This window comes from Fodinibius sp. (genome assembly GCF_034521915.1).
Lineage (GTDB): Bacteria > Bacteroidota > Rhodothermia > Balneolales > Balneolaceae > Fodinibius.
On record NZ_JAXHLU010000014.1, the window covers coordinates 51,084 to 74,861 of the forward strand.

General features: G+C 43.5%; 20 protein-coding genes and 1 tRNA gene. 9 read left to right on the forward strand and 12 right to left on the reverse strand.

Going from position 1 to position 23,778, the window contains the following annotated elements; translation table 11 throughout:
- The first annotated feature begins 195 nt into the window (after positions 1 to 195).
- On the forward strand, positions 196 to 606 hold the full coding sequence (locus U5J89_RS09560; RefSeq protein ID WP_322575397.1) for a hypothetical protein: 411 nt from the start codon (positions 196 to 198) through the stop codon (positions 604 to 606).
- 15 nt (positions 607 to 621) lie between these two features.
- Here U5J89_RS09560 and U5J89_RS09565 read toward each other — a convergent pair whose 3' ends face one another.
- The 4 genes from U5J89_RS09565 to U5J89_RS09580 form a co-directional block, all read right to left on the reverse strand.
- Positions 622 to 903, reverse strand: coding sequence for a hypothetical protein (locus U5J89_RS09565; RefSeq protein ID WP_322575398.1), 282 nt, complete (start codon positions 901 to 903; stop codon positions 622 to 624).
- Between the two features lie 96 nt (positions 904 to 999).
- The gene (locus tag U5J89_RS09570; protein WP_322575399.1) at positions 1,000 to 2,166 is read right to left on the reverse strand and encodes a tyrosine-type recombinase/integrase; all 1,167 of its coding nucleotides are present in this window, start codon (positions 2,164 to 2,166) and stop codon (positions 1,000 to 1,002) included.
- A 188-nt stretch (positions 2,167 to 2,354) separates the two neighbouring features.
- Positions 2,355 to 2,428, reverse strand: a tRNA-Arg gene (locus tag U5J89_RS09575).
- A gap of 175 nt (positions 2,429 to 2,603) precedes the next feature.
- Positions 2,604 to 3,620 (reverse strand): RluA family pseudouridine synthase, encoded by a 1,017-nt coding sequence (locus U5J89_RS09580; protein WP_322575400.1) that lies wholly within the window; start codon positions 3,618 to 3,620, stop codon positions 2,604 to 2,606.
- A gap of 376 nt (positions 3,621 to 3,996) precedes the next feature.
- Between U5J89_RS09580 and recN the strand changes: the two genes are divergently transcribed.
- Together recN and U5J89_RS09590 are read left to right on the forward strand one after the other, a co-directional pair.
- Entirely contained in the window at positions 3,997 to 5,688 is a 1,692-nt protein-coding gene (gene recN, locus U5J89_RS09585; RefSeq protein ID WP_322575401.1) for a DNA repair protein RecN, read from the forward strand.
- Between the two features lie 131 nt (positions 5,689 to 5,819).
- On the forward strand, positions 5,820 to 6,200 hold the full coding sequence (locus U5J89_RS09590) for a rhodanese-like domain-containing protein (RefSeq protein ID WP_322575402.1): 381 nt from the start codon (positions 5,820 to 5,822) through the stop codon (positions 6,198 to 6,200).
- 190 nt (positions 6,201 to 6,390) lie between these two features.
- Here the strand turns inward: U5J89_RS09590 and U5J89_RS09595 are convergent, their stop codons facing one another.
- From U5J89_RS09595 to U5J89_RS09620, 6 genes are all read right to left on the reverse strand, one after another.
- Positions 6,391 to 6,696 carry a hypothetical protein gene (locus U5J89_RS09595; protein ID WP_322575403.1) on the reverse strand — a complete coding sequence of 102 codons (306 nt, stop codon included), beginning with the start codon at positions 6,694 to 6,696 and terminating at the stop codon, positions 6,391 to 6,393.
- 197 nt (positions 6,697 to 6,893) lie between these two features.
- Positions 6,894 to 7,313 (reverse strand): cupredoxin domain-containing protein, encoded by a 420-nt coding sequence (locus U5J89_RS09600; RefSeq protein WP_322575404.1) that lies wholly within the window; start codon positions 7,311 to 7,313, stop codon positions 6,894 to 6,896.
- 96 nt (positions 7,314 to 7,409) lie between these two features.
- Positions 7,410 to 10,346, reverse strand: a complete 2,937-nt coding sequence (locus tag U5J89_RS09605; protein ID WP_322575405.1) for an FAD-binding and (Fe-S)-binding domain-containing protein — start codon at positions 10,344 to 10,346, stop codon at positions 7,410 to 7,412.
- A 119-nt stretch (positions 10,347 to 10,465) separates the two neighbouring features.
- Entirely contained in the window at positions 10,466 to 11,671 is a 1,206-nt protein-coding gene (gene lhgO, locus U5J89_RS09610; protein ID WP_322575406.1) for an L-2-hydroxyglutarate oxidase, read from the reverse strand.
- Positions 11,672 to 11,793: 122 nt separating this feature from the next.
- Positions 11,794 to 13,173 (reverse strand): RagB/SusD family nutrient uptake outer membrane protein, encoded by a 1,380-nt coding sequence (locus tag U5J89_RS09615; protein ID WP_322575407.1) that lies wholly within the window; start codon positions 13,171 to 13,173, stop codon positions 11,794 to 11,796.
- 20 nt (positions 13,174 to 13,193) lie between these two features.
- The gene (locus U5J89_RS09620; protein ID WP_322575408.1) at positions 13,194 to 16,241 is read right to left on the reverse strand and encodes a SusC/RagA family TonB-linked outer membrane protein; all 3,048 of its coding nucleotides are present in this window, start codon (positions 16,239 to 16,241) and stop codon (positions 13,194 to 13,196) included.
- Positions 16,242 to 16,521: 280 nt separating this feature from the next.
- Here U5J89_RS09620 and U5J89_RS09625 point away from each other — a divergent pair, with 280 nt between their 5' ends.
- The 3 genes from U5J89_RS09625 to gldC all read left to right on the forward strand — a co-directional run bounded on the left by U5J89_RS09625 (position 16,522) and on the right by gldC (position 19,075).
- Positions 16,522 to 17,076 (forward strand): TlpA disulfide reductase family protein, encoded by a 555-nt coding sequence (locus tag U5J89_RS09625; protein WP_322575409.1) that lies wholly within the window; start codon positions 16,522 to 16,524, stop codon positions 17,074 to 17,076.
- A gap of 104 nt (positions 17,077 to 17,180) precedes the next feature.
- Positions 17,181 to 18,494: an adenosylhomocysteinase gene (gene ahcY / locus U5J89_RS09630; protein ID WP_322575410.1), complete on the forward strand. Its 1,314-nt coding sequence runs from the start codon at positions 17,181 to 17,183 to the stop codon at positions 18,492 to 18,494.
- A gap of 242 nt (positions 18,495 to 18,736) precedes the next feature.
- Entirely contained in the window at positions 18,737 to 19,075 is a 339-nt protein-coding gene (gldC, locus tag U5J89_RS09635) for a gliding motility protein GldC (RefSeq protein WP_322575411.1), read from the forward strand.
- A gap of 134 nt (positions 19,076 to 19,209) precedes the next feature.
- On the opposite strand, the gene amrB is transcribed toward gldC, so the two are convergent.
- Together amrB and nth are read right to left on the reverse strand one after the other, a co-directional pair.
- Positions 19,210 to 20,460 (reverse strand): AmmeMemoRadiSam system protein B, encoded by a 1,251-nt coding sequence (amrB, locus tag U5J89_RS09640; RefSeq protein ID WP_322575412.1) that lies wholly within the window; start codon positions 20,458 to 20,460, stop codon positions 19,210 to 19,212.
- 52 nt (positions 20,461 to 20,512) lie between these two features.
- Positions 20,513 to 21,211 (reverse strand): endonuclease III, encoded by a 699-nt coding sequence (nth, locus tag U5J89_RS09645; protein ID WP_322575413.1) that lies wholly within the window; start codon positions 21,209 to 21,211, stop codon positions 20,513 to 20,515.
- Between the two features lie 126 nt (positions 21,212 to 21,337).
- Between nth and U5J89_RS09650 the strand changes: the two genes are divergently transcribed.
- The 3 genes from U5J89_RS09650 to U5J89_RS09660 all read left to right on the forward strand — a co-directional run bounded on the left by U5J89_RS09650 (position 21,338) and on the right by U5J89_RS09660 (position 23,719).
- Positions 21,338 to 22,618: an MFS transporter gene (locus U5J89_RS09650; RefSeq protein WP_322575414.1), complete on the forward strand. Its 1,281-nt coding sequence runs from the start codon at positions 21,338 to 21,340 to the stop codon at positions 22,616 to 22,618.
- Positions 22,619 to 22,881: 263 nt separating this feature from the next.
- On the forward strand, positions 22,882 to 23,202 hold the full coding sequence (locus tag U5J89_RS09655; RefSeq protein ID WP_322575415.1) for a hypothetical protein: 321 nt from the start codon (positions 22,882 to 22,884) through the stop codon (positions 23,200 to 23,202).
- A gap of 19 nt (positions 23,203 to 23,221) precedes the next feature.
- Positions 23,222 to 23,719 (forward strand): DUF2231 domain-containing protein, encoded by a 498-nt coding sequence (locus U5J89_RS09660; protein WP_322575416.1) that lies wholly within the window; start codon positions 23,222 to 23,224, stop codon positions 23,717 to 23,719.
- Positions 23,720 to 23,778 lie beyond the last annotated feature (59 nt).

A 23,778-nucleotide genomic window follows, 5' to 3' on the forward strand; every position in this document is an offset into this window, starting at 1 on the left:
GGAAAAATTATCTTTTTAATATTGTTGGTTAGCAGTATTATAAGCGCGTTATAGGTAAGCACTACCGATACCGTCGGTGCTAATTTAGTGATGTGATAACAACGAAACAATATAAAAATGATGTAAAAACATCGTTATATTGCATAGAGAGAGTTTAAGTACGGCTAAAACAAATACTTAAGTAAGGACAAAAAAGTGAAAGAAATAGATGAAGGTTTACTCCAGGAAAATATTCAGCATTTACTGGAGGAATATTATGATGGAAATGTAACTGAAATGCAGCGCCAAACCGGAGCTAATCGTTCGGTCATATCTGAGCTAAAGAATGGTACGAAGAGTGAGGTTAACAGCTCTACATTACGTCATTTTGCGTTGGCAGGCATAAATATAAACTGGCTCTTGACCGGCGAAGGTCCTCATTTTGTGATAGGCAATGAGGATGAGCTCAAAACGGAATTGAAGCAAAAGCAGCTGCTTGAGAATAGGATGGAAGAGATCAAGGAGTTGGTGTCTAATATCGATCAGCAGTTGGAAGAACATCCGGAACTCAAGCTGGATCCGGATGTTATGTCAGCCTTGTTGGATTTGCTGAAAAAGGCAATTTAGCAAATTGCGGCAGTTCTATTCGTTTTGTTTAAATAACCGCTCAATGACATTTCGTTCGAAGTATTTACGACGGGGACCGGTCTGAAAACTGGGAATATATTTTTTATGGCCGGGACGAAAATTACTTCGGTTTAGTACCGTACGATGAGAAATTCCGTACTCTTTTTGAATTTCTTGAGCGGTCATATATTTCGACTTATCGGGTTTTACCAGTATAGAGTCTAATACGAAATCTAACTTGGCTTCCAGGGTAGCGATGGTTTGGAGTAGCGAATCTTTGGGGTCTTGTTCTGTCATGAATATTCTTTTGGGGCTTTATTTTTTACCGCGAAAAAGAAATGACTTTTCAGAACAAAATGCACTTTTTAAATCAACATTTTTTAATAAAAATCTCTACCCGGTTTGATTCGTTATTAACCCATTTTGGCTGGCGGTATTTAGTAAGTCATTAGCAACCAAGTGGACATATTTGTTGGTTACCTCCAGGCTTTTGTGCCCCAACATGTTCTTGACCTCAATCACATTAAATCCGTTGCGAAGCAGGAAGGTTGCGCAGGAATGGCGAAGGCCATGGAAATGGATCGAGTCTTTTAGATTGGCTTCTTCGGTTGCATAATATTTGAACCGTTTAGATACATAACTACCCCTTAATGCTTTTTCGCCATTGGGAGCGGGCATAGGACTAGTGAAGACAAGTCCTTTATGGGGATTACCATTAAATTCTCTCCACCGTTTAAGTTCGCTGTAAAGATTATCAAAAATGGGGACCGTACGTTCATATCCGTTTTTGGTATCGGTAACTCGTAGAAACCGATCTTTAAGATTAACATGCTCCCAGCGAAGTTGAATAACCTCTTTTCTGCGAAGTCCGGTGTAAAAGGTCAAGGTGATAAGCGGAATAAACCAATGCTGCTTTTGCTGATCTGTCGAAATAGCTCCGGAGTCTTGATGCTTTTTCTGATAGGCTTTGAACTTTTTAAAAATGTAGTTGAGTTGTTCCTCATCAATAATTTTGTCAACGAGGTTATCTCGTGTTTTAGGCAGTCGTATATTATCGCATGGATTGGATTCTAGTATTTCCTTTTCTACGGCCCAGTTAAAGAATGCTTTGATGTGTATTAGATAGTTTCTTTTTGAAGCGTTTGCCAAATGGGGTTTAAGGCAAAACGATTTTATGTCATCAGCATTAACCATGGTAACAGGCATGCTGTATCCGACCTGATCCATGAATTGTTTAATCACTTGCCGGTAAGTATTTTTGGTCTGTTCGGTAACGTTCGTCTTATCTTTTAAGAATTGTTTTTGAAGCGTATTAATGATGGGACTGGTAAGAGACGTACCGTCGAGCTCTTGTTCTTTTTCGTATTTTTGAAGATTCCAGTCGTCATCGAAGGGATTTATTTTGCCGGCATCATAGAGCTTTTGGTATTCCAGCTTTTTTTGCTCAGCAATATTTTTGTATTTGGTACCGAGGGCATAGGTCTTTTTATAAGAGGTACCATTCAAGGTGGTCTTAAAAACTATCGAGTAGTTCCCATTTCTCTTGGTTAAACTGGCCATGATATATTGGATCGGATTAGTTTAAGTGTACACCATCAATGTAGTACCAAATGTAGTACCGAACAAGGAAAATAGGGGCTATTTGGGAAAAGGTTTCCCGAAAAGGGGTAGTGGTAGATATGGTATATACCAACAAAAAACCCCGCTCATAATTAAATAAGCGGGGTTTTTGGAGTAAAAAAGAAGAGTACGCCTGAGAGGATTCGAACCCCTAGCCTCCTGATCCGTAATCAGGTGCTCTATCCAGTTGAGCTACAGGCGCAGTTGAATGAGAGGCCAAAGATACGCCTATATTTATTTCATTTCAACTCTTTTGGATCAAGAATTTCCATAATATTATTTAATAGTTTAAAATAAAATTGTAACCATATCTGTTTGCTATAGATCATTCCTAAGCCAATCAATAAGGCATAAAAACTGTGTAATACTTTAAATAATCAGTAGATATGCTCTGGTTTACAATTCTGTCGGAGCATCCCCAAGACCTGCTGAAAATCTCCAGGCAATTCGGAATCGAATTGAACCATTTCTCCCGTAGTGGGATGTTCAAATCCCAGCGTTTTGGCATGCAGGCATTGACGCTGCAATGATGCAAAAAGGTTATTAAACATCTGCTTGCGGCTTCCGGTGTTGGGACCGTACCGTACTGAGTCCCCGCCATATTTTTGATCCCCGAAAACCCATAGATTATTGTCAGCCAGGTGCACGCGAATTTGGTGTGTTCGGCCGGTTTCAAGTTTTAGTTCGAGCAGAGTCAGATGATCAAAATACTCAAGAACCCTGTAATGGGTGGTGGCACTTTTACCTTTGTCTTCAGGGACCACGGCCATTCGCTTTCTATGATGTGGATCACGTCCGATAGCCCCGGTAATCGTTCCTTCCTTTTTATCCGGAGTACCCCATACAATCGCCCAGTACGTGCGTTCAATATCTTTTGTTCGAAAGTATTCGCTGAGAATGCGATGAGTCTTATCGTTTTTGGCGACTACAAGGAGGCCGCTGGTGTCTTTATCCAGTCGGTGTACAATGCCGGGACGAACGGTATCTTCTTCGGGCTCCGAAAGTTCATCGGTATGCCACATAAGTGCATTAACCAGGGTGCCGGTCCAGTTTCCCTTGGCGGGATGAACTACCATATTGGCACTTTTATTAACGAGCAGTAAATCGTCATCCTCATAGACAATATCCAGCGGCATTTCTTCGGCTTGTACCTCGGGCGGTTTGGGAATGGGGATACGTACATCCAACACATCACCGGCTTCTACCGGGTAGGATGCTTTTTCTTTTTTTCTGTTAACGGTTATATGTCCTTCCGTTAAGGCTTCCTGGATTTTGGTCCGTGAGGTATCTTCTATTTTCGACGCCAGGTATTTATCTAAACGAGTGCCCGAGGTTTCGTCGTCCGGAACTTCCAGATGATATTCTTGAAATTGGTCGCTGTTATTATGGGACATCAGATCGTTTAAATGAGGGTTTATGTTGATTGCCTAAGAAATTACAAAATTCCTGAAATTATTTTGTAAGGATTGCCTTCCTTAAGGGTCTTACTAGTGACTGTTCATTAAGATAGATACCTTGAGGCTACAAACAAATTAGGCTCCCGTTAAAAACGGGAGCCTTTTTTATTTTGAGGTTTTGAATTCAGTACTAAAACAAAATGTAAAACTTACCAGAATAACAGAATGAACAACCCCCTTTAATCTACCTTATGAAAGGGAGATACAGAGGGTTGTATAATATTTTGTCAAAAATCTTTAAAAATAAATTCAACGAACATTAAACCGTGTTCAATTTTTTGTACTTTTAGGGCCTAATAAAACACCGACGGCTATGATACAATCACTTTATATAAAAGATTTCGCACTGATTGATGAGCTGGAAGTCTCCTTTCAGGAAGGGCTCAATATTCTTACCGGTCAAACGGGGGCGGGTAAATCAATTATTGTTGGAGCTCTGAATATGATTTTAGGCGAACGTGCCGATACCGAAGTAATCCGTCAGGGGGCAAGTAAAGCTATTGCCGAAGCGATTATCGAAGTAGGAGAATACGAAGAGGTTAATCAACTGCTCGAAGAAAATGCTGTAGAGAAACGTTCGGAGCTGATCCTCAGACGTGAGATTCGTTCATCGGGTAGCCGCGGATTTATCAATGATACCCCGGTAAATATTTCGGTACTGCGAAAGGTGGGTAACTACCTGGTGGATTTACATGGTCAACACGATCACCAGATGTTGCTGAAGGAGGAAAATCATCGTGGTGTTATTGACGGATTTGCTGATGTGCAGCCTGCCTTGAAAGCGTATGGACAATCGTACCAGGAGATGGTTGAGCTTCGGAAAGAGTTACGCGATCTGCAAAAACGGGAGCGAGAACTGCAGGAGAAGGTGGAGCTGTATCAATTCCAGGTTGAGGAACTTGAAGATGCCGAACTCGACCCGGAGGAAGAGGAAAAGCTTGAAGAGGAAATACACCTGCTCGACAATGCAGAAGAGCTCGATCAAAAAGCAGGAGCGATTGTGGAGATGGGCGATCACAATGAGATAAATGTGATGGAGTTGCTGAACCAGATTAAACTGCACCTCGAAGATATTGCCCGAATTGAACCGGAATTCGAAAGTTATTTAGAAGAAATTTCTTCGGCCCGTATTAGTATTCGGGAGACGGTGCAGTTTGCAGAACGGTACCGCAGTAAAATTGAGTTCAATCCCAATCGGTTGGAGAAGCTGCGAAAGCGTCAGAATAAGTTGAATAGCCTGCAGAAAAAATATCATCGCAGTATACCCGATCTGATAGAGTATCTGCATGAGATTAAAAAAGAATTGAGTTTGGCAGAGAATTTTGATCTTGAGCTTGAGAAGCTGGAAAAAAAGATCAATGATCAGGCTGATGTACTGGCTGAGAAAGCAAAAGAATTGCATAAGGTTCGTGAAAAAGTGGGAGAGCAACTCTCGAAACAGATTGAGGATGAGTTGAGTAAACTGGGAATTCCGCACGCCAATTTTGAGGTGCGCGTGGATTGGATGGTGACATCGGAATCACAGGGATGGATCACGGTTGACGGTCAGCCCGTGGAGTGCACCGAACATGGTTGTGATGAGGTTCGACTGTATATTTCTACGAATAAGGGCGAAGAACCAAAACCGTTGGCAAAGATTGCCTCAGGTGGAGAAATTAGCCGGGTAATGTTGGCGCTAAAATCCATCATGGCTAGAGAGCAGAGCCTGCCGGTAATGATCTTTGATGAAATTGATACCGGTATTAGTGGGGAGATCTCAGAAAAGGTGGGACGAACGATGCGGCGGCTGTCCGAGCGGTGCCAAATTATTGCGATTACGCATCAGCCGCAAATTGCCAGTCAGGCCCACAAGCATTATAAAGTGCAGAAGGTGGAAAGTGATGGACGAACGGTATCCCGTATAATTCCGCTGGATGATAATGAGCACGTAACTGAAGTGGCTACGCTGATGAGCGGCGAAGATATTACTGATGCTGCCCTTGAAAGCGCGCAGGAACTTGATTAATAAAAACACTTTTAAAAATTAGTTTTAATAGGCCACAGATCGACGAAGATTAGAACTGATTTTATAAATTTAAAGTTAGGAGTTAATCTGTTGGATCTGTGTAAATCACTGGGCAAAAACTTTTATTCTCTATGGGAAAACATCACTCGGATCGTTTTGTTACGCTGGTTGATGACGCTAAAACGCGTATTGAGGAAATTACGCCCGAAGAAGTGAGGCGGAAACAGAAATCCGACGACGATTTTGTGCTACTGGATGTTCGTGAGCAGGATGAATGGGAAAAGGCCCGCATTGCGGGAGCCGAATATCTGGGCAGAGGAGTTTTGGAGCGTGATATTGAAGAAGAGTATCCCAATTTAGACGAGGAAATTGTACTATATTGCGGAGGCGGATATCGCTCCGCTCTGGCTGCTGATAACCTGCAGAAAATGGGATACAACAACGTAAAATCACTGGCCGGCGGATTCAGATCCTGGACGGAAGCAGGGTGTCCTATTAAAAAGCAAGAGTAATAAAAAAAGAGGTTGGATGCTTGCGCATCCAACCTCAAAGCAAGGGAACGGGATAATAGAAGTCTGTAGATGCAGATGAGCCTAGGTCTTTTACAACAACAGGGCTAAGTTGTCGAAGACAATCTCTTTTTCTTAACTGGCGGTTATATCACTCTAAGAGTTCATGAGTTAAATTATTACTATTCTTTTTTCAATTTGATGAAAGAGAAACGGTATCAGGACCTGCTAATTTTACTACGTGACACTCATCTCCTTGAAAGATGAACTCCTCGCTAAATTGCAGGCTGTCTTTTACTCCCTCCACAACAACCGTTTCCCCATTGCTGCTAAGATCTTCCAGGAAGCCATCGTGCATTATGGTGTATGTGCCCGGCTGATTTTCCTTACAAAGATATTCGTCGCAAGGATAAACGCTCCCATCCCCTTCATTTATTACGGTTATTTGGACGGAGTCAGCCGGAGTACCATCATGGTCTAATACAGTAACCGAGTGCATGACGAATTCAGTGGTACAATAAGTGGGACCCTCTGGTTGCGAACAGTTTTGAAATATGAAAACGACTATGAAAACAATAGGTACAAGTTTGAGGAATTTCAAAATGAAACGTTTATATATTATATATAAGGTTGAAATATATTTAGTGATTTCAATTAAAGTAACGTGTGGTTATTAATGTTATTGGTATTTAACAATTAATAGTCACCATTTCCATCCGAAGAGGGCGTGCCCGTTTTTATATCATGGTCGTGATCCTGGTTGTTAACCCACACTACTTCGGTGTTGGGCGCTACTTCAAGGTTTTCGGGTACAAACTGGTTGTTTTCCATGCTAACGGTATCTCGATCTACCGGATCCGCACTGCTCGTAACCGTAATTTGTCCGGTCATATTGGGCGTATGTATGGTACAGTAATAATCAACTGTTTCTTCTTCCTCAAAGGTATAGCTAAACGTTTCTCCGGGTGCAATGAGTCCGCTCGAAAAGCTTGCAGATTGATTTTGGTTATTATTCTTTTCGCCAGAATCGGTACTTGAATCGCCGCATCCTGCGATAATCAGAAATAGTGATACAACAATAGTTAGAAGTACATTTCGATGGCTACTTATTAGCATAATAAATCCCCCATATTTGTGATTAGATTGCTAAAGGTCGTTTCTTACCTATACAGCAGTTTTGTTATGAGGGTTGCCTCCGGCATGAGGTTTTTCTCAGGCTAAATCTCCAGCGAGCAGTTGAGCAGGATGCTTAGCCTCTAAGTTAACGCCATCGTAAATCTGATGACGGCACGAAAATCCCGGCGCGCAGATAAGAGCATCCTCCGGGAGATCACGCAGGGCGGGAAACAATCGTTGGCGCCCAATATCCATCGAGACCTCGTAATGGTCCGCTTCATATCCAAAGCTACCCGCCATCCCGCAGCATCCGGTGTCGCCAACCTCAACCTCATAGCCGGCCCCTTCCAGCGCTGTACGGATGGCCGAGTGGCCAATGAGCGATTTGGCGTGGCAATGTCCGTGTACAAATACCTTCTTGTTTTTTGGGGATACAGGAGAGTCTGCCAGAATATTAGCGGCGAATTCCTCAAAGGTATAGCTGCTGTCGGCCACTTTTTGTGCTGAGTGAACCTGGTCTTCGTCACACAAATCGAGGTATTCATCACGAAGGGTTAAAATCTCCGAGGGCTCGAGCCCGATTATAGGTATTCCCTGATCGGCGAAGTTAGCCAGTTTGGGCAAATGAGTATCTAAAATTTCTTTTGCGTGAGTAAGCATTCCCTTCGATATCTGCGGACGTCCCACTTCGTGAAAATCAGGGACAATGACATGATAATCCTGTGATTCTAAAAATCGAACGGCTGCTTTTCCGATTTCCGGATCGTGGTAGTTGGTAAAAATATCAATTAAGAGAACTACCTCTCTTCCAACATCTGAATTTAACGTCGGACGAGTTTTTGGGGCCCTTTCATCCATCGGATCGCGAACCCAGCGACTCGATGGAGATTTACGGCCATCCCACCAATCCATAAATGTTTGTTCAGCAAACTCAGGTAAATTTCGTCGCTTGTCGATCCCCAAAAACTGCTGCAGTAATTCTTTGGTGACCGGCTGACGAATCATCCAGTTTGAAAGCTTTGGAAATAACGAAGCCAGCGGGTAGAGCTTGGCCGCCTGACCAAAGAATCGTTCCCCAAGCGATATGCCGTGTTCTTTATGCCATCCCTGCGTAAATTCGGCTTTCATCTTTGCCATATCCACATTGGCGGGACATTCACTTTTACAGGCTTTGCAGCTCAGACACAAGTCGAGCGCATCCTTTAGTTCCTCGGATTGAAACGCTTCTTTTTGCTTGCCCGAAAAGAGCTGTCGAAAGAGGTTTGCTCGTCCACGGGTGGAATCCTTTTCTTCTTTAGTGGCCATATAGCTGGGGCACATGGTGCCGCCGCTTTCTGATAACTTTCGACAAACACCCGCACCGTTGCAAAGTTCTACTGCGTCCGCAAAACTCTCCTCTTTTCGCCAGTTAAAATGAGTGTCGATCTTAGGCTTTTGATACGATGGAGAATACCGGAGATCCTGCTCCATCGGTTTGGGATCGATAATTTTACCGGGATTGAAAATGTATTGAGGATCCCAGATCTGTTTCACTTTCTTGAGCAGTGGCATCATCTCAGCTCCCAAGACTTTTTCGATATAGGGGGCTCGTGCGCGTCCGTCGCCGTGTTCGCCGGATAGTGATCCGCGGTAACTGCGTACCAGGTCGGCAATTTCACCGGCCATCGTTTTCATTTTTTCGATCTCATCCGGCTTTTGCAGATCGATGACCGGACGCAAGTGGAGTTCTCCAACAGAAGCGTGTGCATAAAACACGCAGTCGGTTTCGTGTTTGTCCATGATCTTCTGGAAGTCATCGATGTAGTCGGGTAGGTCGGGAACGCGGACAGCCGTATCTTCAGCAAAGGTAGGCGTACGACCCTCCGATCCAAGTCCCATTAATAACCCTAATCCCGCTTTACGCAGGTTCCAGACGCGCTCCATTTTGTCCTTATCTGTGATGATGGGAGTAGCATCACTGAGTCCCATCTTCTGTAATTTCTCGGAAAGCTTTTTAGCTTTTTTTCGGAGTTCGTCAGTATTATCACCGTCAAGTTGGACAATCAGAATTGCTTTGGGATCGCCATCCAGAAAGAAACGGTTTTCGCGTTGCTCGATGTTCCCTTTTGTTGCGTTGAGGATGATATCATCAACCAACTCAACGGCGGCAGGATCTTCCTTCACAATTTCTACCGTGGCTTCAAGGGCTTTTCGAATGGTTGAAAAGTGGGGTGCCAAAATAATGGATTCGGGATCGCGAGGTACGAGGTTTAGTTTTGCCGAAGCAGTCATGGCCAATGTGCCTTCGCTTCCGCAAAGCAGTTCCGCCATATTGAACTTTCGTCCATCGGGATTAAATGGTTGCATCTCACAGAGACGATCGAGAGCGTAACCCGTGTTACGCCTGATAATTTCGGGATGCGGATAGTTTTCTAAAATTTGGTCGCGGTGCTTACGAATCAATGAATTTATTTCTCGATAGATATGTCCCTCGAGTGTATCAAGCTCCATCTTGGCAGCCAGCTCGGTTTCGGTAAGGGGCTTGAATATTGCCCTGGATCCGTCACTCAAAACAGCATCAATTTTGAGGATATGCTCGCGGGTTGTTTGGTATTTGATAGAAAAAATGCCGCAAGAATTGTTGCCGATCATCCCGCCGATCATACAGCGATTTGTCGTAGCCGTATCAGGACCAAAGAGCAGCCCATATTTGTTCGCTTCCCGATTTAAGGTATCCCGAATGACGCCCGGCTGTACCTGAGCAAATTGCTTGCCTTCATTAATTTCGATGATCCGGTTCATATTGCGACCCACGTCCATGACAATGCCACCGCCGGTCGTTTGTCCCGCAAGGCTGGTTCCCGCTCCCCTTGCGGTGATGCTCTTACCGTTTTCACGAGCCCATTGGACAAGCTTTGCAATATCCTGTTGCGATTCCGGAAAAGCTACGCCTTCGGGCAATTCTTCGTAGCTTGAGGCGTCGTTAGCATACAGGCGACGCGTTTGTTCGTCGGTATGAATCTTGGGAGCGGAAAGATCAGTAGGTGTATCCATAAGAGACAGATATACCAATATTTGAATGCCTTTGCAACAATTCTGAAGTGTCGTACTCTACTTTTTATTTAAAGATTCCCAAACTTAGGAAGTTTGGGAATCTTTCATAGTAGAAGCTATTACATAAATGCTTTTTCAGCTCGTTTTAGAATCTCATCACCAATAGCTAGTCCGGCGGTGGCAGCAGGACTAGGCGCATTTAGGACATGAATTTCATTTTGGGTAACCTCAAACTGGAAGTCGTCCAGAATTTCACCGTTTGGTTTGAGCGCCATCGCTCGCACGCCCGAGGGAGAGGGTTTCAAATGTTCGGGACGAATGGACGGAATCAGTTTTTGAAGCCCTTTTACAAAAGCTCTTTTGGAAAACGAGCGATACCACTCATCCAATCCCATTTTCCAATACTTTCTGGCCAGATTGTAAAAGCCGGGATAGTTGAGCGTTTCGATGGTTTCCTCCAAATTAAAGGAAAGCTTGTCGTAGCCTTCGCGCTTGAACGCAAAAACGGCATTGGGTCCGCATTCAACTGCGCCGCGGACCATCTTGGTAAAATGTACGCCCAGAAATGGGAAGGCGGGATTGGGCATGGGATAAATCAATCCGTTAACAAAATGCTCGACTTCTGGCTTGAGTTCATAGTATTCGCCGCGGAAGGGCACAATTTGAATATCGGGACGAACGCCGGCAGACTCAGCAACATGATCGCTATACAAACCGGCACAGTTTATCAGATATTTGCCGTGAAAAGTATCGGTCGTTGATTTTACGGATAGCCCACTATTGTTTTGATCTATTTTAGTAACTTCCTGTCCGCATGCAACCCGGTTCCCGTTTTTTTCGATAAGTGTTCGCAATTGTTGGCATACGCCCACATAGTCCACAATACCCGAGCAGGGGACATGAATTCCTTTTACGCTATTGGTTACATAGGGCTCGATTTCAGTAACTTCCTGCGGATCAATTTTTTTAATGCCCTCGATTCCATTGATTTGTCCCGTCTCAAAAATATTGTCTAATCGTGGAATATCTTCTTCTTCGGTGGCGACAATCACCTTGCCGCAGATTTCGTAATCCACATCATGTTGCTCGCAAAAATCTACGAGCTGGTGGCGCCCGTCCACGCAGTTTTTTGCACGATAGCTGTTGGGCTTATAGTAAATACCGGAGTGAATAACGCCTGAGTTGTTTCCGGTCTGGTGAGCAGCTACTCGATCTTCTTTTTCGAGTACCAGGATATCCAAATCGGGGTAGGATTCAGAAATTTTATAAGCCGTTGAAAGCCCGACGATGCCGGCCCCCACTATAATGAAATCGTATGTTGTCATGAGCGAAAGTTTGTTCATTCCTAAAATTAGTCGCCTAAAATACAAAAACACAGGCCGGGGATAAATAAAAAAGGCCATCCCAAAATTTATTGAGATGGCCTTTTAAAGATGTGGGGTAATTATCAGTTTATATTTTCATTCTCTGGGATGGGGAACGATACCCAAACATTATCATCTGGACGATCAATGGGCAGTTCATTGAGTCGGTCGTATCTACGCATATCTACCCAGCGGTGACCTTCGAAGAAAAGTTCGTAGCGACGTTGGTTGAGCATCTCGTCGATAACTTCGATTTGACCACCGGTAACGCCACGGCTAAAGTTTCCAAGTCCGGCGGCATTGCGAATGATGTTGAGGTCATCTTCTGCAGCATCGAGATCTCCGGCATTATTGCGCTGTGCTAATGCTTCGGCTCGAATTAGCAGTAGCTCAGCATTACGGAGAATCGGCATTGGGGCAGTTTGCGATTGATAAACAAATAATCCGTAGTCACTGCTTAAATCGTCAAGAGCTGCCGGTTCATCGCGGAGCTGAACTTTCTGGTCAACTCGCAGATCACCGGCTTCGGCATCTTCAACCCAAGAATTATGTGCTACCCAGCTGTCGCCCGATCCGGCTTGTGGATCCGCAAAAACCTGGTTGAGCAGATCGTTGGTAGCTGTTGAGAATATATGGTAGGCCCCAAATCCAAGATCTTCCGTTTCGTCAATAAATGATTCCGGAAGATAATTAGTGAGAACCGCATTCCAGTCGGGCGATGGGCGATACACTTCAACGCGGGCACGTAAGCCACGGTTAAACTCACGAAAAGTAGCCGGAGTATTTAGTCCATCAAATCCGCTGGAAAGATTAAATGGGAAGGCGGAGCCGGCATTAGTGAGGTTGGTTGCAGCCTCGTCCAGTAAATCTGCTATTAGCTGATATGCAGCTTCTTTGCTTAATAATTCGCCGGCGTTAAAGATATCGTCTTCTAACTGTTGCCGAATACCATTTTCGTTGGTCTGTGTCAGGGCCATCAAGTATTGATAGGCTTTCATGGTTCTGGCGTATCCCAACGTGCCATTGAGCTCTTCACCAGAGTATACACCACCATCATTAAGCGTGGTTGCAGCTTGGATGGTAATATTAGCATTGCGAATAACGCGATAGAATGAAGCCCATGTTCGCGTGGTGTAGAACGATCCGGCATCGAGTTGAGCATTTCCTTTACCGAGCAGATCGCCCGTGTTCCGTGGTTCGGCAGCAAGAAATCGGTACATTTCGCGGCCTATCATACCCATATTGATATGATAGATGCGAAGTTCGGTGCGTAACCCTGCTTCGGTTCCGGAAACAAGGGTACTAATATCTGCTCTCGAAGGATTTTCAATAATATTCTGCAGTTCCGAATTATTGGGATCGGGACGGTCGTCAATATCTACCACATTGCATCCTATTCCCCATACCAATAAAACGGTACTGAGCAGTACCATTTTAAGAAGTTGTTTATTTAATTTTTTCATAATTGGAATACCTTGTAGGATTAAAAGTCAATTTTGAAATGGAAATAGTATTGCTTGGATGAGGGATAGGGGGCTACTTCTATTCCCTGTGCAATAGGTTGATTACCAAAGTTTGATGCCTCAGGATCATAGCTGCGATAGGGCGAAAACGTAAAGAGATTCGTCGCCGAAGCCCCCAGCCGAATACCGCGCAGGCCACTGCTGATGTTGCCAAGCAATGAGCTTGGGATATTGTAGTACAAACCTATTTCTCGAAGTCGTAGATACGAGGCATCCTGCACAAATTGATCGGTGCTAATACCCAGTAGACTTAATCGCTTAATACCGTTTGGTGTATCATCAGTAATACCGGCGGCCTGATTTTGATAATCTTTAAAAGTGAGATCAGTGTCATCGTAATCAGGTGTTGTGCCGTTCAAGTCAAATAGCAGCTCGGTGAGGTTAATCATATCGCCACCCTGTTTCCAGTGGAGCAGGAATGAGAAATCAATATTTCTATAGATTTTAAACTCATTGCTCATTGACATCTGGAAGTCAGGTTCTCCATCTCCCAATTTTTTGGGAATGATGACCGGATTACCATTGCCGTCTGTAACAAGGTTACCATTGTTGTCAATCTGGGGGTCAAGGCCTACGATTTGCGTAGCTGATTTCCCCTCTTCGATGCGATAAACACCCAGGGAGGTACCAAATCCACCAACATCAAAGGCGGGTACAGGCAGATCTGTTACTTTAGAGACATTTTTCCAAAAGTTGATGTTGGCATTCCAGTTAAAATTTCGTCTGTTCACGGGCAGGAGATTCAAGCTGACTTCAATCCCGCGATTTCTCATTTCGCCGGCGTTAAAGCTTTCGAAACTGAATCCGGTTGAAGGTTCCAGCTCACGCTGCAAAAGCATGTCTTCAATCTGCTTTTGATAGACTGTTAGTTCTAACGATGCAATACCGTCTTTAAGGGTGATATCAAAACCCCCTTCGATCTCTTTTTGCCGTTCTGGTTTAATATTTTCAACACCGCGGATATTAGTGAGTAACACACCCCCTAATCCTCCAATATTGTTGGGAGCCAAAGAGGTGAACTTTGCACCGAAGGTCGAAAGGTTTCCTGTTTGTCCGTAGGCTACACGAAATTTGAGATTATCAATGGCATCGGTGGACCAGAAGTTTTCGTTGGTTATATTCCATGCCAGTGAGGCTTTTGGATACAGATATATTTTGTTAACGTCGCCGTTTCGATCAGATTTATCTCCTCGTAATCCTACGGTTGCAATATAAGTATCGGCATAGTTTACCTCTTCCTGGAGAAAGAACCCGCGGTCGCGCTGGAATATTTTAGTTTGATCTACCCGCACAGATACGGCCTGATCTACATTAGTCTGTGTGCCCAAAACTCCATTTGATACATTGAGAACCCGATTTTGATCATTATTAAACGAGGTGTATCCGGCCTGTGAAACAAACGAAAGTCGGTCGCTTGCCGTAAAATTGTGAACCAGCAGGGCTGAGGTATTGGTGTTTAAATTATTGGTGTTGGTTTCGATCAATGTACCAGGTGCTCCACTGGCCTGTTCAAACTGCAATTCACTTGGAAATACGAGTTTATTATTTTGACTAAAGTGATCCACGCCGCCGGTAAACCTGAAGTTTAATGCGTGATTTGATTGTTTTATGATGCTGTAATCTACCTCAACCGATGTTAATACTCGATTTACGAATTCACCGTTTGAAAATAGGTCGCGTGTTTGAAGCTGGTTGGCCGAGTTAAATGGATGATTTGGATATACTCCACTGGCATCAGGACGAAGGTCGATGAAGTTTGGTGTCGCCACCATCGATACCCCAAAAGTAGTGCCGGTATTATCATTATTCGTGAGTCCACGGCGTGATTCTGAATGGATATAATTCGAGGATACTTTTATTGTGAGATCATCAGTAAATCGGTGGTCTATATTTGCCCGTATGGACTGCTTTTCATATCCAGTCGTGGGGATGATGCCTTCGTCATCTTGCAGGCTTCCGCTCACATAAAAGCTGGTTGACTCATTGCCAAAGCTGCTGCTAATTTGCGTTTGAGACAGCATGCCTTCTTGGCCGTACATTAACTCTTCGTAATCGAGGAATCTACCTGAACTTTGGGCATCGTTAAAGAGATCCAGACCAGTTGGTCCAAAGGCTGCTTCTGCAGTTTCGGCAGTAAAATCACGAGATCCCAGTTTTTTTATAATCGTATTAAAACCTAGTGATTGAGAAACGCTGAACTGCGGTTGTCCACCGCTGCCTCGTTTTGTTTGGATGATGACCACTCCGCTGGAGGCTCGTTGTCCATAAATCGCTGCAGCTGATGCCCCTTTCAGTATTTCGATGCTTTCAATTTCATCGGGATTAAGGTCAGCAATACGGTTTACGGCGTTGTCCTGATTGGAAGCACTACCACCGGCCGCAGCTGCGGTTACGGCATTAGATCCGTTGGGAATAGCATCATTATTCATATAAATGCCATCTACAATATAAAGGGGTTCCGAAGAACCGTTAATTGTTGTGACACCGCGAAGTTTCATAGAAATACCCCCGCCGGGCGCTCCGGAATTGGCGCTGATGTTAGCGCCGGGAATTTTGCCATAGAGGTCGGAACTCAACGTTTGTGATTGGGTGGTACCTCTCAGTTCATCAGAGGAGATAGAGGTGACCGCATTGGCCAGGTTTTCTCTTTTAATCGAGCTGGCAAGACCGGTAACCACTACTTCTTCCAGATTAGCCACATCAGAAGATAGCTCGATTACGAGATCTTCTGTATTGATGTCAACATTAATATTTTTTGCGATATAACCCACATAACTGATGCGAAGAATCGCTTCAGTGCCGGGCAATTCAATCGAAAATTCTCCATCGACATTTGTTGTCGTTCCTGCACTTGTTTCGGCATGAAATATATTTGCACCCACAAGTAACTCTCCGGTGCGCTCGTCAACTACTGTACCGGATACCGTGAACTGAGCTAAAGCTATATTAGAATACAATAGCATTACAGCCAGCACAAAAAGTGATTTGTAGCTTTTATACATATCCATAAATAATTGTTATTGTTGTAATTGTATGTAATATAATATCAATAACTATTTGGGAGAACTTTTTTTAATTAGGAGCGAGAAAAACAGAAAAAAGTCAAGAATTGAACCTGTTTTCCTAAATTAAGCGAATAAAAAAGACCTTTTTCTTTATTTTTTTACGGTATGATTGTCGCAGGACAACCGCCGATGTGGTTCACAGATAAAATAATTTGAATGCTTATCTTATAGTCTCTGTTTTGTATCTTTGACAAAGCAAAAAAATCAATAAGATTATTATAAGATGAGAAATTATTCCTGGATACTAATACTTCTATTGGCAATGAGTTCAATGGCCTGTGGCGGAGTAGAGGAGCAGCAAGAAGAAGCTTCAAACGCGACCAATAATGCCAATCAAGACGATCAAAATTTAACCGATGCCGAATATGTAGAGCAGGCCACGTTTACCGATTTTGACGGGAATAAAGTATCAATTTCGGATTTCGAAGGGAAGGTGGTATTAATTGATTTTTGGGAGACGTGGTGCAAGCCCTGTCTGGCAAGTTTTCCAACTATGCAGAAAGTACAGGAAGAATATTCTGACAGTTTTGTAGTGCTGGCAGTAACTCCCGGATTTTCGGATACCCAAAAAGATGCACAGGAGTTTGCTGAGGAACACGACTATACTTTTAAATACCTTATGGATTCAAATAATTTGCATCAAAAATTGGGTGTGCAGGGCATTCCCTTTAAGGTATATGTAGACGCAGAAGGAAATTTTATTGAAAAGTCGATGGGAACATCCGGACCACAGGGAGATTACAAGAAGCTTAAAAAGATTATCGAGCAGTATAAATAAAGTAGTATTTGAAGGAATGTATTTTTATTTGCCGGTGTTGAGTAACATCAGCAAATGTTGTATTTTTAGAACTTTCACAAAACGGAAATTAAGCAATAAAATTCATGGCACAGAAGGTAAAAGAGAAACTTCCTTATAAAGTTAAGGACATTGGACTGGCTGATTTTGGCCGAAAAGAGATTCGTTTAGCCGAGGCAGAGATGCCCGGTTTGATGGCGCTCCGCGAAGAATATGCGGATGAACAGCCGTTGAAGGGCGCACGCATTGCGGGCTGCCTGCATATGACGGTACAAACAGCAGTATTAATTGAAACACTTGTTGAGCTGGGAGCAAAAGTACAGTGGTCTTCCTGTAATATTTTCTCAACACAGGATCACGCTGCTGCTGCAATGGCAGAGCAAGGCATTCCCGTGTACGCCTGGAAAGGAATGAATGAAGAAGAGTTTTGGTGGTGTATTGAGCAGACGCTCTTCTTTGAAGACGGTGAACCGCTGAATATGATTTTGGATGATGGCGGAGATCTTACCAAGCTGGTACATGAAGATTATCCCGAGCTGCTTGACGGCATCAACGGAATTTCTGAGGAGACTACGACCGGTGTAAATCGCCTGTACCAAATGGCGAAAAACGGAACGCTTGGTGCTCCTGCTATTAACGTGAACGACTCGGTAACCAAATCGAAGTTTGATAACAAGTACGGTTGCCGCGAGTCTTGTGTGGATGCGGTTAAGCGTGCTACTGATATTATGCTGGCCGGAAAGGTTGCTGTTGTTGCCGGATATGGTGACGTAGGAAAAGGTTCTGCTGCTTCATTGCGCGGAGCCGGTGCTCGTGTGATGGTTACCGAAATTGATCCCATCTGTGCGCTTCAGGCTGCTATGGAAGGGTACGAAGTGAAGAAGATGGATGACGCTGTTAAAGAAGCTGATATTGTGGTTACGGCAACTGGTAATAAAGACATCATCAAGCCGCGTCACTTCAAGATGATGAAGGATAAGACGATTGTCGGTAATATTGGTCACTTTGATAACGAGATTGATGTTGAATGGCTGAAAAATAATGCTGAAAAAACAAATATTAAGCCACAGGTTGATCTTTTTAAGCTTGATGAAAATGGGAACGAGATTATTCTCCTTTCCGAAGGTCGCTTGATGAATCTTGGTAATGCAACAGGGCATCCTTCTTTTGTGATGTCAAACAGCTTTACCAACCAGACGCTGGCTCAGATTGCACTCTGGAATCGTCCGGAAGACTTTAATCTGGAAGTAAGTGTACTTCCTAAAGAGCTGGATGAGAAAGTAGCGCGTCTACACCTCAAGAAAATTGGTGTAGAGCTTGATGAGCTTTCTGAAGAACAGGCTGATTATATTGATGTACCCAAAGAAGGACCATACAAGCCTGATCACTACCGCTATTAATTTTCGATAGCAGTTTGTACTTTTGGCCTCATTCATTTTGCGATGGATGAGGCTTTTTTATTTCATAATGAAAAAGAAATAAAATTAAAATCTGGTCGCAATGCTCTGCGTTGCAATCTATACGTTTCGACGCAGAGCATCGAAACGAGATGAATAATGTCATCCTGAACTTGCTGTGTCTCAACCTTTTCGGGATTTCAGGATTTCAATAACAAAAGTTTTTGAAAGTAATAGTTTAATTTATGTCTGATAAGAAAAAAGAAATTAGTATTACCGTAGAACTCGACGATAATAATGTCCCCGAAAAAATTGATTGGAATGCTACTGACAAAGAGGGGGAAGGGATCGAAAACTGCAAAGCCATGTTTTTATCAATGTGGGATCCCAAAAAACAGGATACCTTGCGTCTGGATTTGTGGACAAAAGAGATGACGAAGGACGAGATGAAAATATTTTTTCATCAGACGCTGGTAACCATGGCCGATACGCTGGAAAATGCCACCGAAGAAGAAGGAATGGCCGAAGATATGCGTGATTTCACCTCCTACTTCGCCGATAAAATGGAGATCCTTGATAAGTAGATAAGCAAAAGGTTTCTGTCATTTCGAGCAGAGCGTAGTGAAGCGAGAAATCCATGTTTTTATTCAGAAAAGTTAATAGCAGTAACCCTGTTAACAGTAGTAATCATAAATATTGAACTTCTATTTTCAACTGATTATTGATCACTGTATAAAATAGAGCCGAAAGTCACGGCACTGTCGCGTTCACACTCATCCCATAAATCGTAGCTTAAAATTTCTCCCTGTACATTGGGCATAGTTTGTAGGAAAGTATATAGCGGTGGAAATCCACAAATACGATAGGGATCATACTCATCTTTCATCAATGCAAGCATTGATTCCCGGTCATTGTTAGAACCATAATCCAGAAAGTGCTTATCGAAATGTTCAATTTCGTTAAACATTGTGGAAGCGGGGGACTCATCTCCAAATTTTTTGCCGATATGAGCTAAGTCGCCACTAATCAGGAAAAAGGTATCTTTATCATCGCCGTATTTTTTATTCATCAATGTTGAAAAGTTTTCAAGTTGCTGACCTAAATACCCATCTTCCATATAATACAAATCGTCCATACCGCGAATAACGAAGGGCACAATTTCGTATTCGTGATCCCAAAGATAGCTTAAAAATAACAGGTGCAGTTCAAGACTATGCTCCATTCGGTGAGCACGATCATTGGAAGAAATCCCCATGTTAGCATCGGCTTGCTTTAATTCCTTAATAGCTTCTTGATCTCGGGGAATGGTTCCGAATGGCATTTTAAAATCCTTGTTGATCAAAATGAAGGGATCATTCTGATATAGATCGGGATAAAGTCCAGCATAATGCGAAGTAGCCAGCATTACCACACGTTTGGGTTTTAAATCACGAATAGAGGTAAAAGCTTTCACGTAACTGTCTAGTGCTACTCGGGGATCGATATGCGGAGCGTAAAGGGCCTTGGCCGTGTCGACGGATTTGATATTTTCATCAGCATGACTCGCAAAAGCCTCATCCAAATAATCTTTTAGCTCCTTGGGATCTGCAGGATAAGAATTGCCGGCGGTTACCGATTTATGAAGAGTAGACTTTTCATATTCAGCTTCAATTTGTTCTGCTTGATGATCAAAAAAATCAGAATTCAGGAGCTTATTCTTATCTAAAAACTGTATGAAATCCAGAAGATCATCTTTGGAAACGTTATTACCCAGCTGAGATTCAAGATCGTTAATACTTTTTCGTCCATTGAACAGAGAAAGCAGTTGACCCGCCTCCCTACGCAGAGCAAAATTGGATGTGGCATATCCGCGTTCATCATGGAAATACAGCAGGGCTGTGCCATTCTCCTTTACAGGAATGATTTGTAAATCCTGTCGCAGCGGCGGAATGGGTTCTGACTTCGAATTGAAAAGCTGTTCATCACTCATGATGTAAAATATCTGTTAGAATCAGTGTTGATCTGTGGCCAGTTTACTTGTTTTATCTCATTTCTTGACACTCACACTTAATTCCATACTTCTTACACAGCGGGTGATCCGGCGGTTCCGAAATACGCGACTTACAAGCATTCCGCCCATGGTGAATCATCAAATGCGAAAGATTGGTCCAGTGTTCCCTGGGAAATAGTGCCATCAGGTCGCGCTCAATTTTATCCGTATTTTTCTCGTGCTCGGTAAGTCCGTACCGGTTGGCAAATCGACGTACGTGCGTATCCACAACCACTCCCACATTAATGTTAAAAGCGTTGCCAAGTACTACATTAGCCGTTTTTCGTGCCACGCCATAGAACTCGAGCAGATCATCAATGTTTTGCGGCATCTCTCCGCCATGCTTTTCTACAATAGCCTGCGCTGATTGCTTGAGGGCCTTGGCCTTGTTGCGATAAAATCCCGTCGAACGAACGAGCTCTTCAAGTTCCTGGATAGGAGCATTCGCCATGGCTTGGGGCGTGGGATAGGCTTCAAAAAGATCCGGCGTTGTTTTATTTACGCGTACATCAGTGCATTGCGCACTTAAAATGGTGGCACATAAAAGCTCAAATGGATTTCGATAGTCCAGTTCGCAAATCGGCTCGTAATGTTTATAGAGTTCGTCTAAAATCTCTTTCGCCCGGGCTTTTTCCTCCTCGGTTTTCTCGGGAAGCTTCGGGAGATCTTCGTACTGCTTGGTTTTTGCCATTTGTGATGATGTTCTTAATTGAAAATACTTGCTGATATAGTTGTTTGAAAAGTTTGGTAAACAGGTGGAAATCAACGTGCAAATTATCCTACCTTTAGCCTCACTAAATAAAGTAAAACATAAGGAATGTCGCTACCAAAACAGAAAGCTAAAGAGCTAGTTTCTTCTCCCTATGCCTGGCTGGTACTGGGATTATTGACGCTTATCTATATTTCCAGCTTTGTAGATCGACAAATTATTGCTGTACTGGCGCCGGCTATTCAGGATGAACTCTCGCTCAGTAATTTTCAGGTGGGGATTCTCTATGGCACCGCCTTTTCGTTTATCTATGCGCTGTGCGGTATCCCGATGGGTCGGCTGGCTGATATCTATTCGCGCAAGCTGATGATTATTGTCGGCTTGGTGGTTTGGAGCTTGATGACCATAGTCAGTGGATTTGCGACTTCTCTTACCTTTTTGATTGTTGCTCGCTTTTTTGTGGGGATTAGTGAGTCGGCCTTAAGTCCGGCGGTGTACTCGTTGTTGTCGGATTACTTTAAGCCCAGCCAACGAGGTACGGTATTTTCAATTTATGCCGCCGGAATTTTTATAGGCATTGGTGTATCGTTCTTAGTTGGCGGCGGCATTGCGGAGGCTTATGATTGGCGTACTTCCTTAATGGCAGTAGGAGCGCCCGGATTATTGATTGCAGCCGTTGCGTGGTTTGTTATTCGCGAACTGCCGCGAGGTATTACCCAATCTGATTCCAATAAACGGTATGATACCGGGCAGAGCTTTAGCGAAGTGGTGCGGTATATCATCCGAAAAAAGACGGTACGGTACCATTTCCTGGGATTTTCTTTTATGGCCTTTGTAGGCTACACTATTTTGGGATTTGTGGGGATTGTGCTCACCGATATTCATGGGGCAGGTTCACTGGTTCCGCAGTATGGCTGGTTTATGATGGCTACGGGATTCAGCGTGGTGGCGTCAGGGAAAGCCGCCGACTGGCTGGCTCGAAAGTTTGATGGCTCAAAGCGTTTTGTAATGGGAATGGTGGCTGCCTTAGGTTGTCTGCCGCTGTACTACTTAGGATTGTTTGCGGAATCGGCGATGACAGCACTGATCTTAATTGGGGTGGCGAATGTGATTTCCTCATCCTATAACGGTATTGCCGCGGCTATTTTGCAGTATTTGGTGAAGCCTAATATGCGGGCATTGGCCAGCGGATTATACCTGTTTGTGATTAGTGTGGTGGGATTTGGCATCGGTCCCCCGCTTACCGGCTGGCTGATGGACACCATTTTTACCGGTGATTACGGTGCGGCTAAGGCACTAATGACAGTATTTACCTGCTGTGGAATATTGGCGACGGGTTTCTTCTGGATGGCCATGCAGTATTATGATCAGGATGAAGAAGAGGATTAACAGTGGCCGCAGATTTGCAGAAATATCCAAGGATAAATATTTGTTCTATCCACCACGCTCTGCGTTGTGAAATGGAATGCTATACAAACGTGACGACGCAGAGCATCGTCACGAGATTTAAATATTCACAGATAAATATATGTTCTAATCTATGGCAAAAGAAGTGATTTAAAATAATTTTGCATTAAAGTGCCAGTCATCTAACTTTAATGCATTCATGAAGTTAGCAAACAAATAATAATACAAATATGAGGAATGATGCTATGAGATCAGGAATAATGAAGCTTGGAAGTTTAGCAATAGTATTAATGCTTTTTGCTGCATGTGGTGGAGAGTCAACTGATACCATTGATAGCGGGACGTATGAAGGAACCATTCAGGAAGTAAATGCCGAGGAATCGGAGATATATGTGAAAATTTCGGATGAGCAAACCTTGGAGCTCTATTTCATTGACGAAACGGAGCTTGTGAAAGATACCACAGCAGTACCGTTTGATAGTTTGGCAACGGGACAAAAAGTGCGCGTTGAGGTCGAAAAAGTAGGTCAGCGTTTGGATCCGCTTCGCGTAGAAATTCTTGAGTAATGGATAGTAAAAAATTGAAATGCAAGAACCGTTAAGTATGTGGCGGGTGGAGTTGATCCACCCGTTTGTTATTCATATCCCTATTGCCCTGCTCATTGTAGGCAGTGTGTTTTGGATTGTTAGCCTCTGGCTGCACAAACGCTATAATTTCTTACGTCCATCGGCACGATTATTACTGTTTATTGGCACAATAGGAGCTTGGATTGCAGTTTATACCGGATCGCTGGCCGACGCACAGGTTGTTCGCTCGCTTTGTGATCCTACCGTGGTGGAACAACACGAAAACTTAGCCTATATCGTCGGTTATTTATTTACCGCTTTTGTGATTATTGAGTGGCTTTCTGTAAAGAACTATCTGACTTTTGTAAGTCGTACCTATCTTCGATTTGGACTGGTTATCTTGTTGATTGTTGGCTGTGGTTTTTTAGGATATGTGGGACACTTGGGCAGTACACTTGTTTATCAGCAATCAGCGGCCGTATATCAGCCTACCGAAGGATGCGTAGAGTTTGAATAGAGGGGGCAGAATGGAGGTTTCAAGATGCAGGATACAAGATACAGGAGTTTAGAATCGGA

What these genes read in the sequence shown, in the direction of transcription:
- U5J89_RS09565 (WP_322575398.1), bottom strand. Translation starts at nt 903, where the DNA reads ATGACAGAACAAGACCCCAAAGATTCGCTACTCCAAACCATCGCTACC.
- U5J89_RS09570 (WP_322575399.1), bottom strand. Translation starts at nt 2,166, where the DNA reads ATGGCCAGTTTAACCAAGAGAAATGGGAACTACTCGATAGTTTTTAAG.
- U5J89_RS09580 (WP_322575400.1), bottom strand. Translation starts at nt 3,620, where the DNA reads ATGTCCCATAATAACAGCGACCAATTTCAAGAATATCATCTGGAAGTT.
- recN (WP_322575401.1), top strand. Translation starts at nt 3,997, where the DNA reads ATGATACAATCACTTTATATAAAAGATTTCGCACTGATTGATGAGCTG.
- U5J89_RS09590 (WP_322575402.1), top strand. Translation starts at nt 5,820, where the DNA reads ATGGGAAAACATCACTCGGATCGTTTTGTTACGCTGGTTGATGACGCT.
- U5J89_RS09595 (WP_322575403.1), bottom strand. Translation starts at nt 6,696, where the DNA reads ATGCACTCGGTTACTGTATTAGACCATGATGGTACTCCGGCTGACTCC.
- U5J89_RS09600 (WP_322575404.1), bottom strand. Translation starts at nt 7,313, where the DNA reads ATGCTAATAAGTAGCCATCGAAATGTACTTCTAACTATTGTTGTATCA.
- U5J89_RS09605 (WP_322575405.1), bottom strand. Translation starts at nt 10,346, where the DNA reads ATGGATACACCTACTGATCTTTCCGCTCCCAAGATTCATACCGACGAA.
- lhgO (WP_322575406.1), bottom strand. Translation starts at nt 11,671, where the DNA reads ATGACAACATACGATTTCATTATAGTGGGGGCCGGCATCGTCGGGCTT.
- U5J89_RS09615 (WP_322575407.1), bottom strand. Translation starts at nt 13,173, where the DNA reads ATGAAAAAATTAAATAAACAACTTCTTAAAATGGTACTGCTCAGTACC.
- U5J89_RS09620 (WP_322575408.1), bottom strand. Translation starts at nt 16,241, where the DNA reads ATGGATATGTATAAAAGCTACAAATCACTTTTTGTGCTGGCTGTAATG.
- U5J89_RS09625 (WP_322575409.1), top strand. Translation starts at nt 16,522, where the DNA reads ATGAGAAATTATTCCTGGATACTAATACTTCTATTGGCAATGAGTTCA.
- ahcY (WP_322575410.1), top strand. Translation starts at nt 17,181, where the DNA reads ATGGCACAGAAGGTAAAAGAGAAACTTCCTTATAAAGTTAAGGACATT.
- gldC (WP_322575411.1), top strand. Translation starts at nt 18,737, where the DNA reads ATGTCTGATAAGAAAAAAGAAATTAGTATTACCGTAGAACTCGACGAT.
- amrB (WP_322575412.1), bottom strand. Translation starts at nt 20,460, where the DNA reads ATGAGTGATGAACAGCTTTTCAATTCGAAGTCAGAACCCATTCCGCCG.
- nth (WP_322575413.1), bottom strand. Translation starts at nt 21,211, where the DNA reads ATGGCAAAAACCAAGCAGTACGAAGATCTCCCGAAGCTTCCCGAGAAA.
- U5J89_RS09650 (WP_322575414.1), top strand. Translation starts at nt 21,338, where the DNA reads ATGTCGCTACCAAAACAGAAAGCTAAAGAGCTAGTTTCTTCTCCCTAT.
- U5J89_RS09655 (WP_322575415.1), top strand. Translation starts at nt 22,882, where the DNA reads ATGAGATCAGGAATAATGAAGCTTGGAAGTTTAGCAATAGTATTAATG.
- U5J89_RS09660 (WP_322575416.1), top strand. Translation starts at nt 23,222, where the DNA reads ATGCAAGAACCGTTAAGTATGTGGCGGGTGGAGTTGATCCACCCGTTT.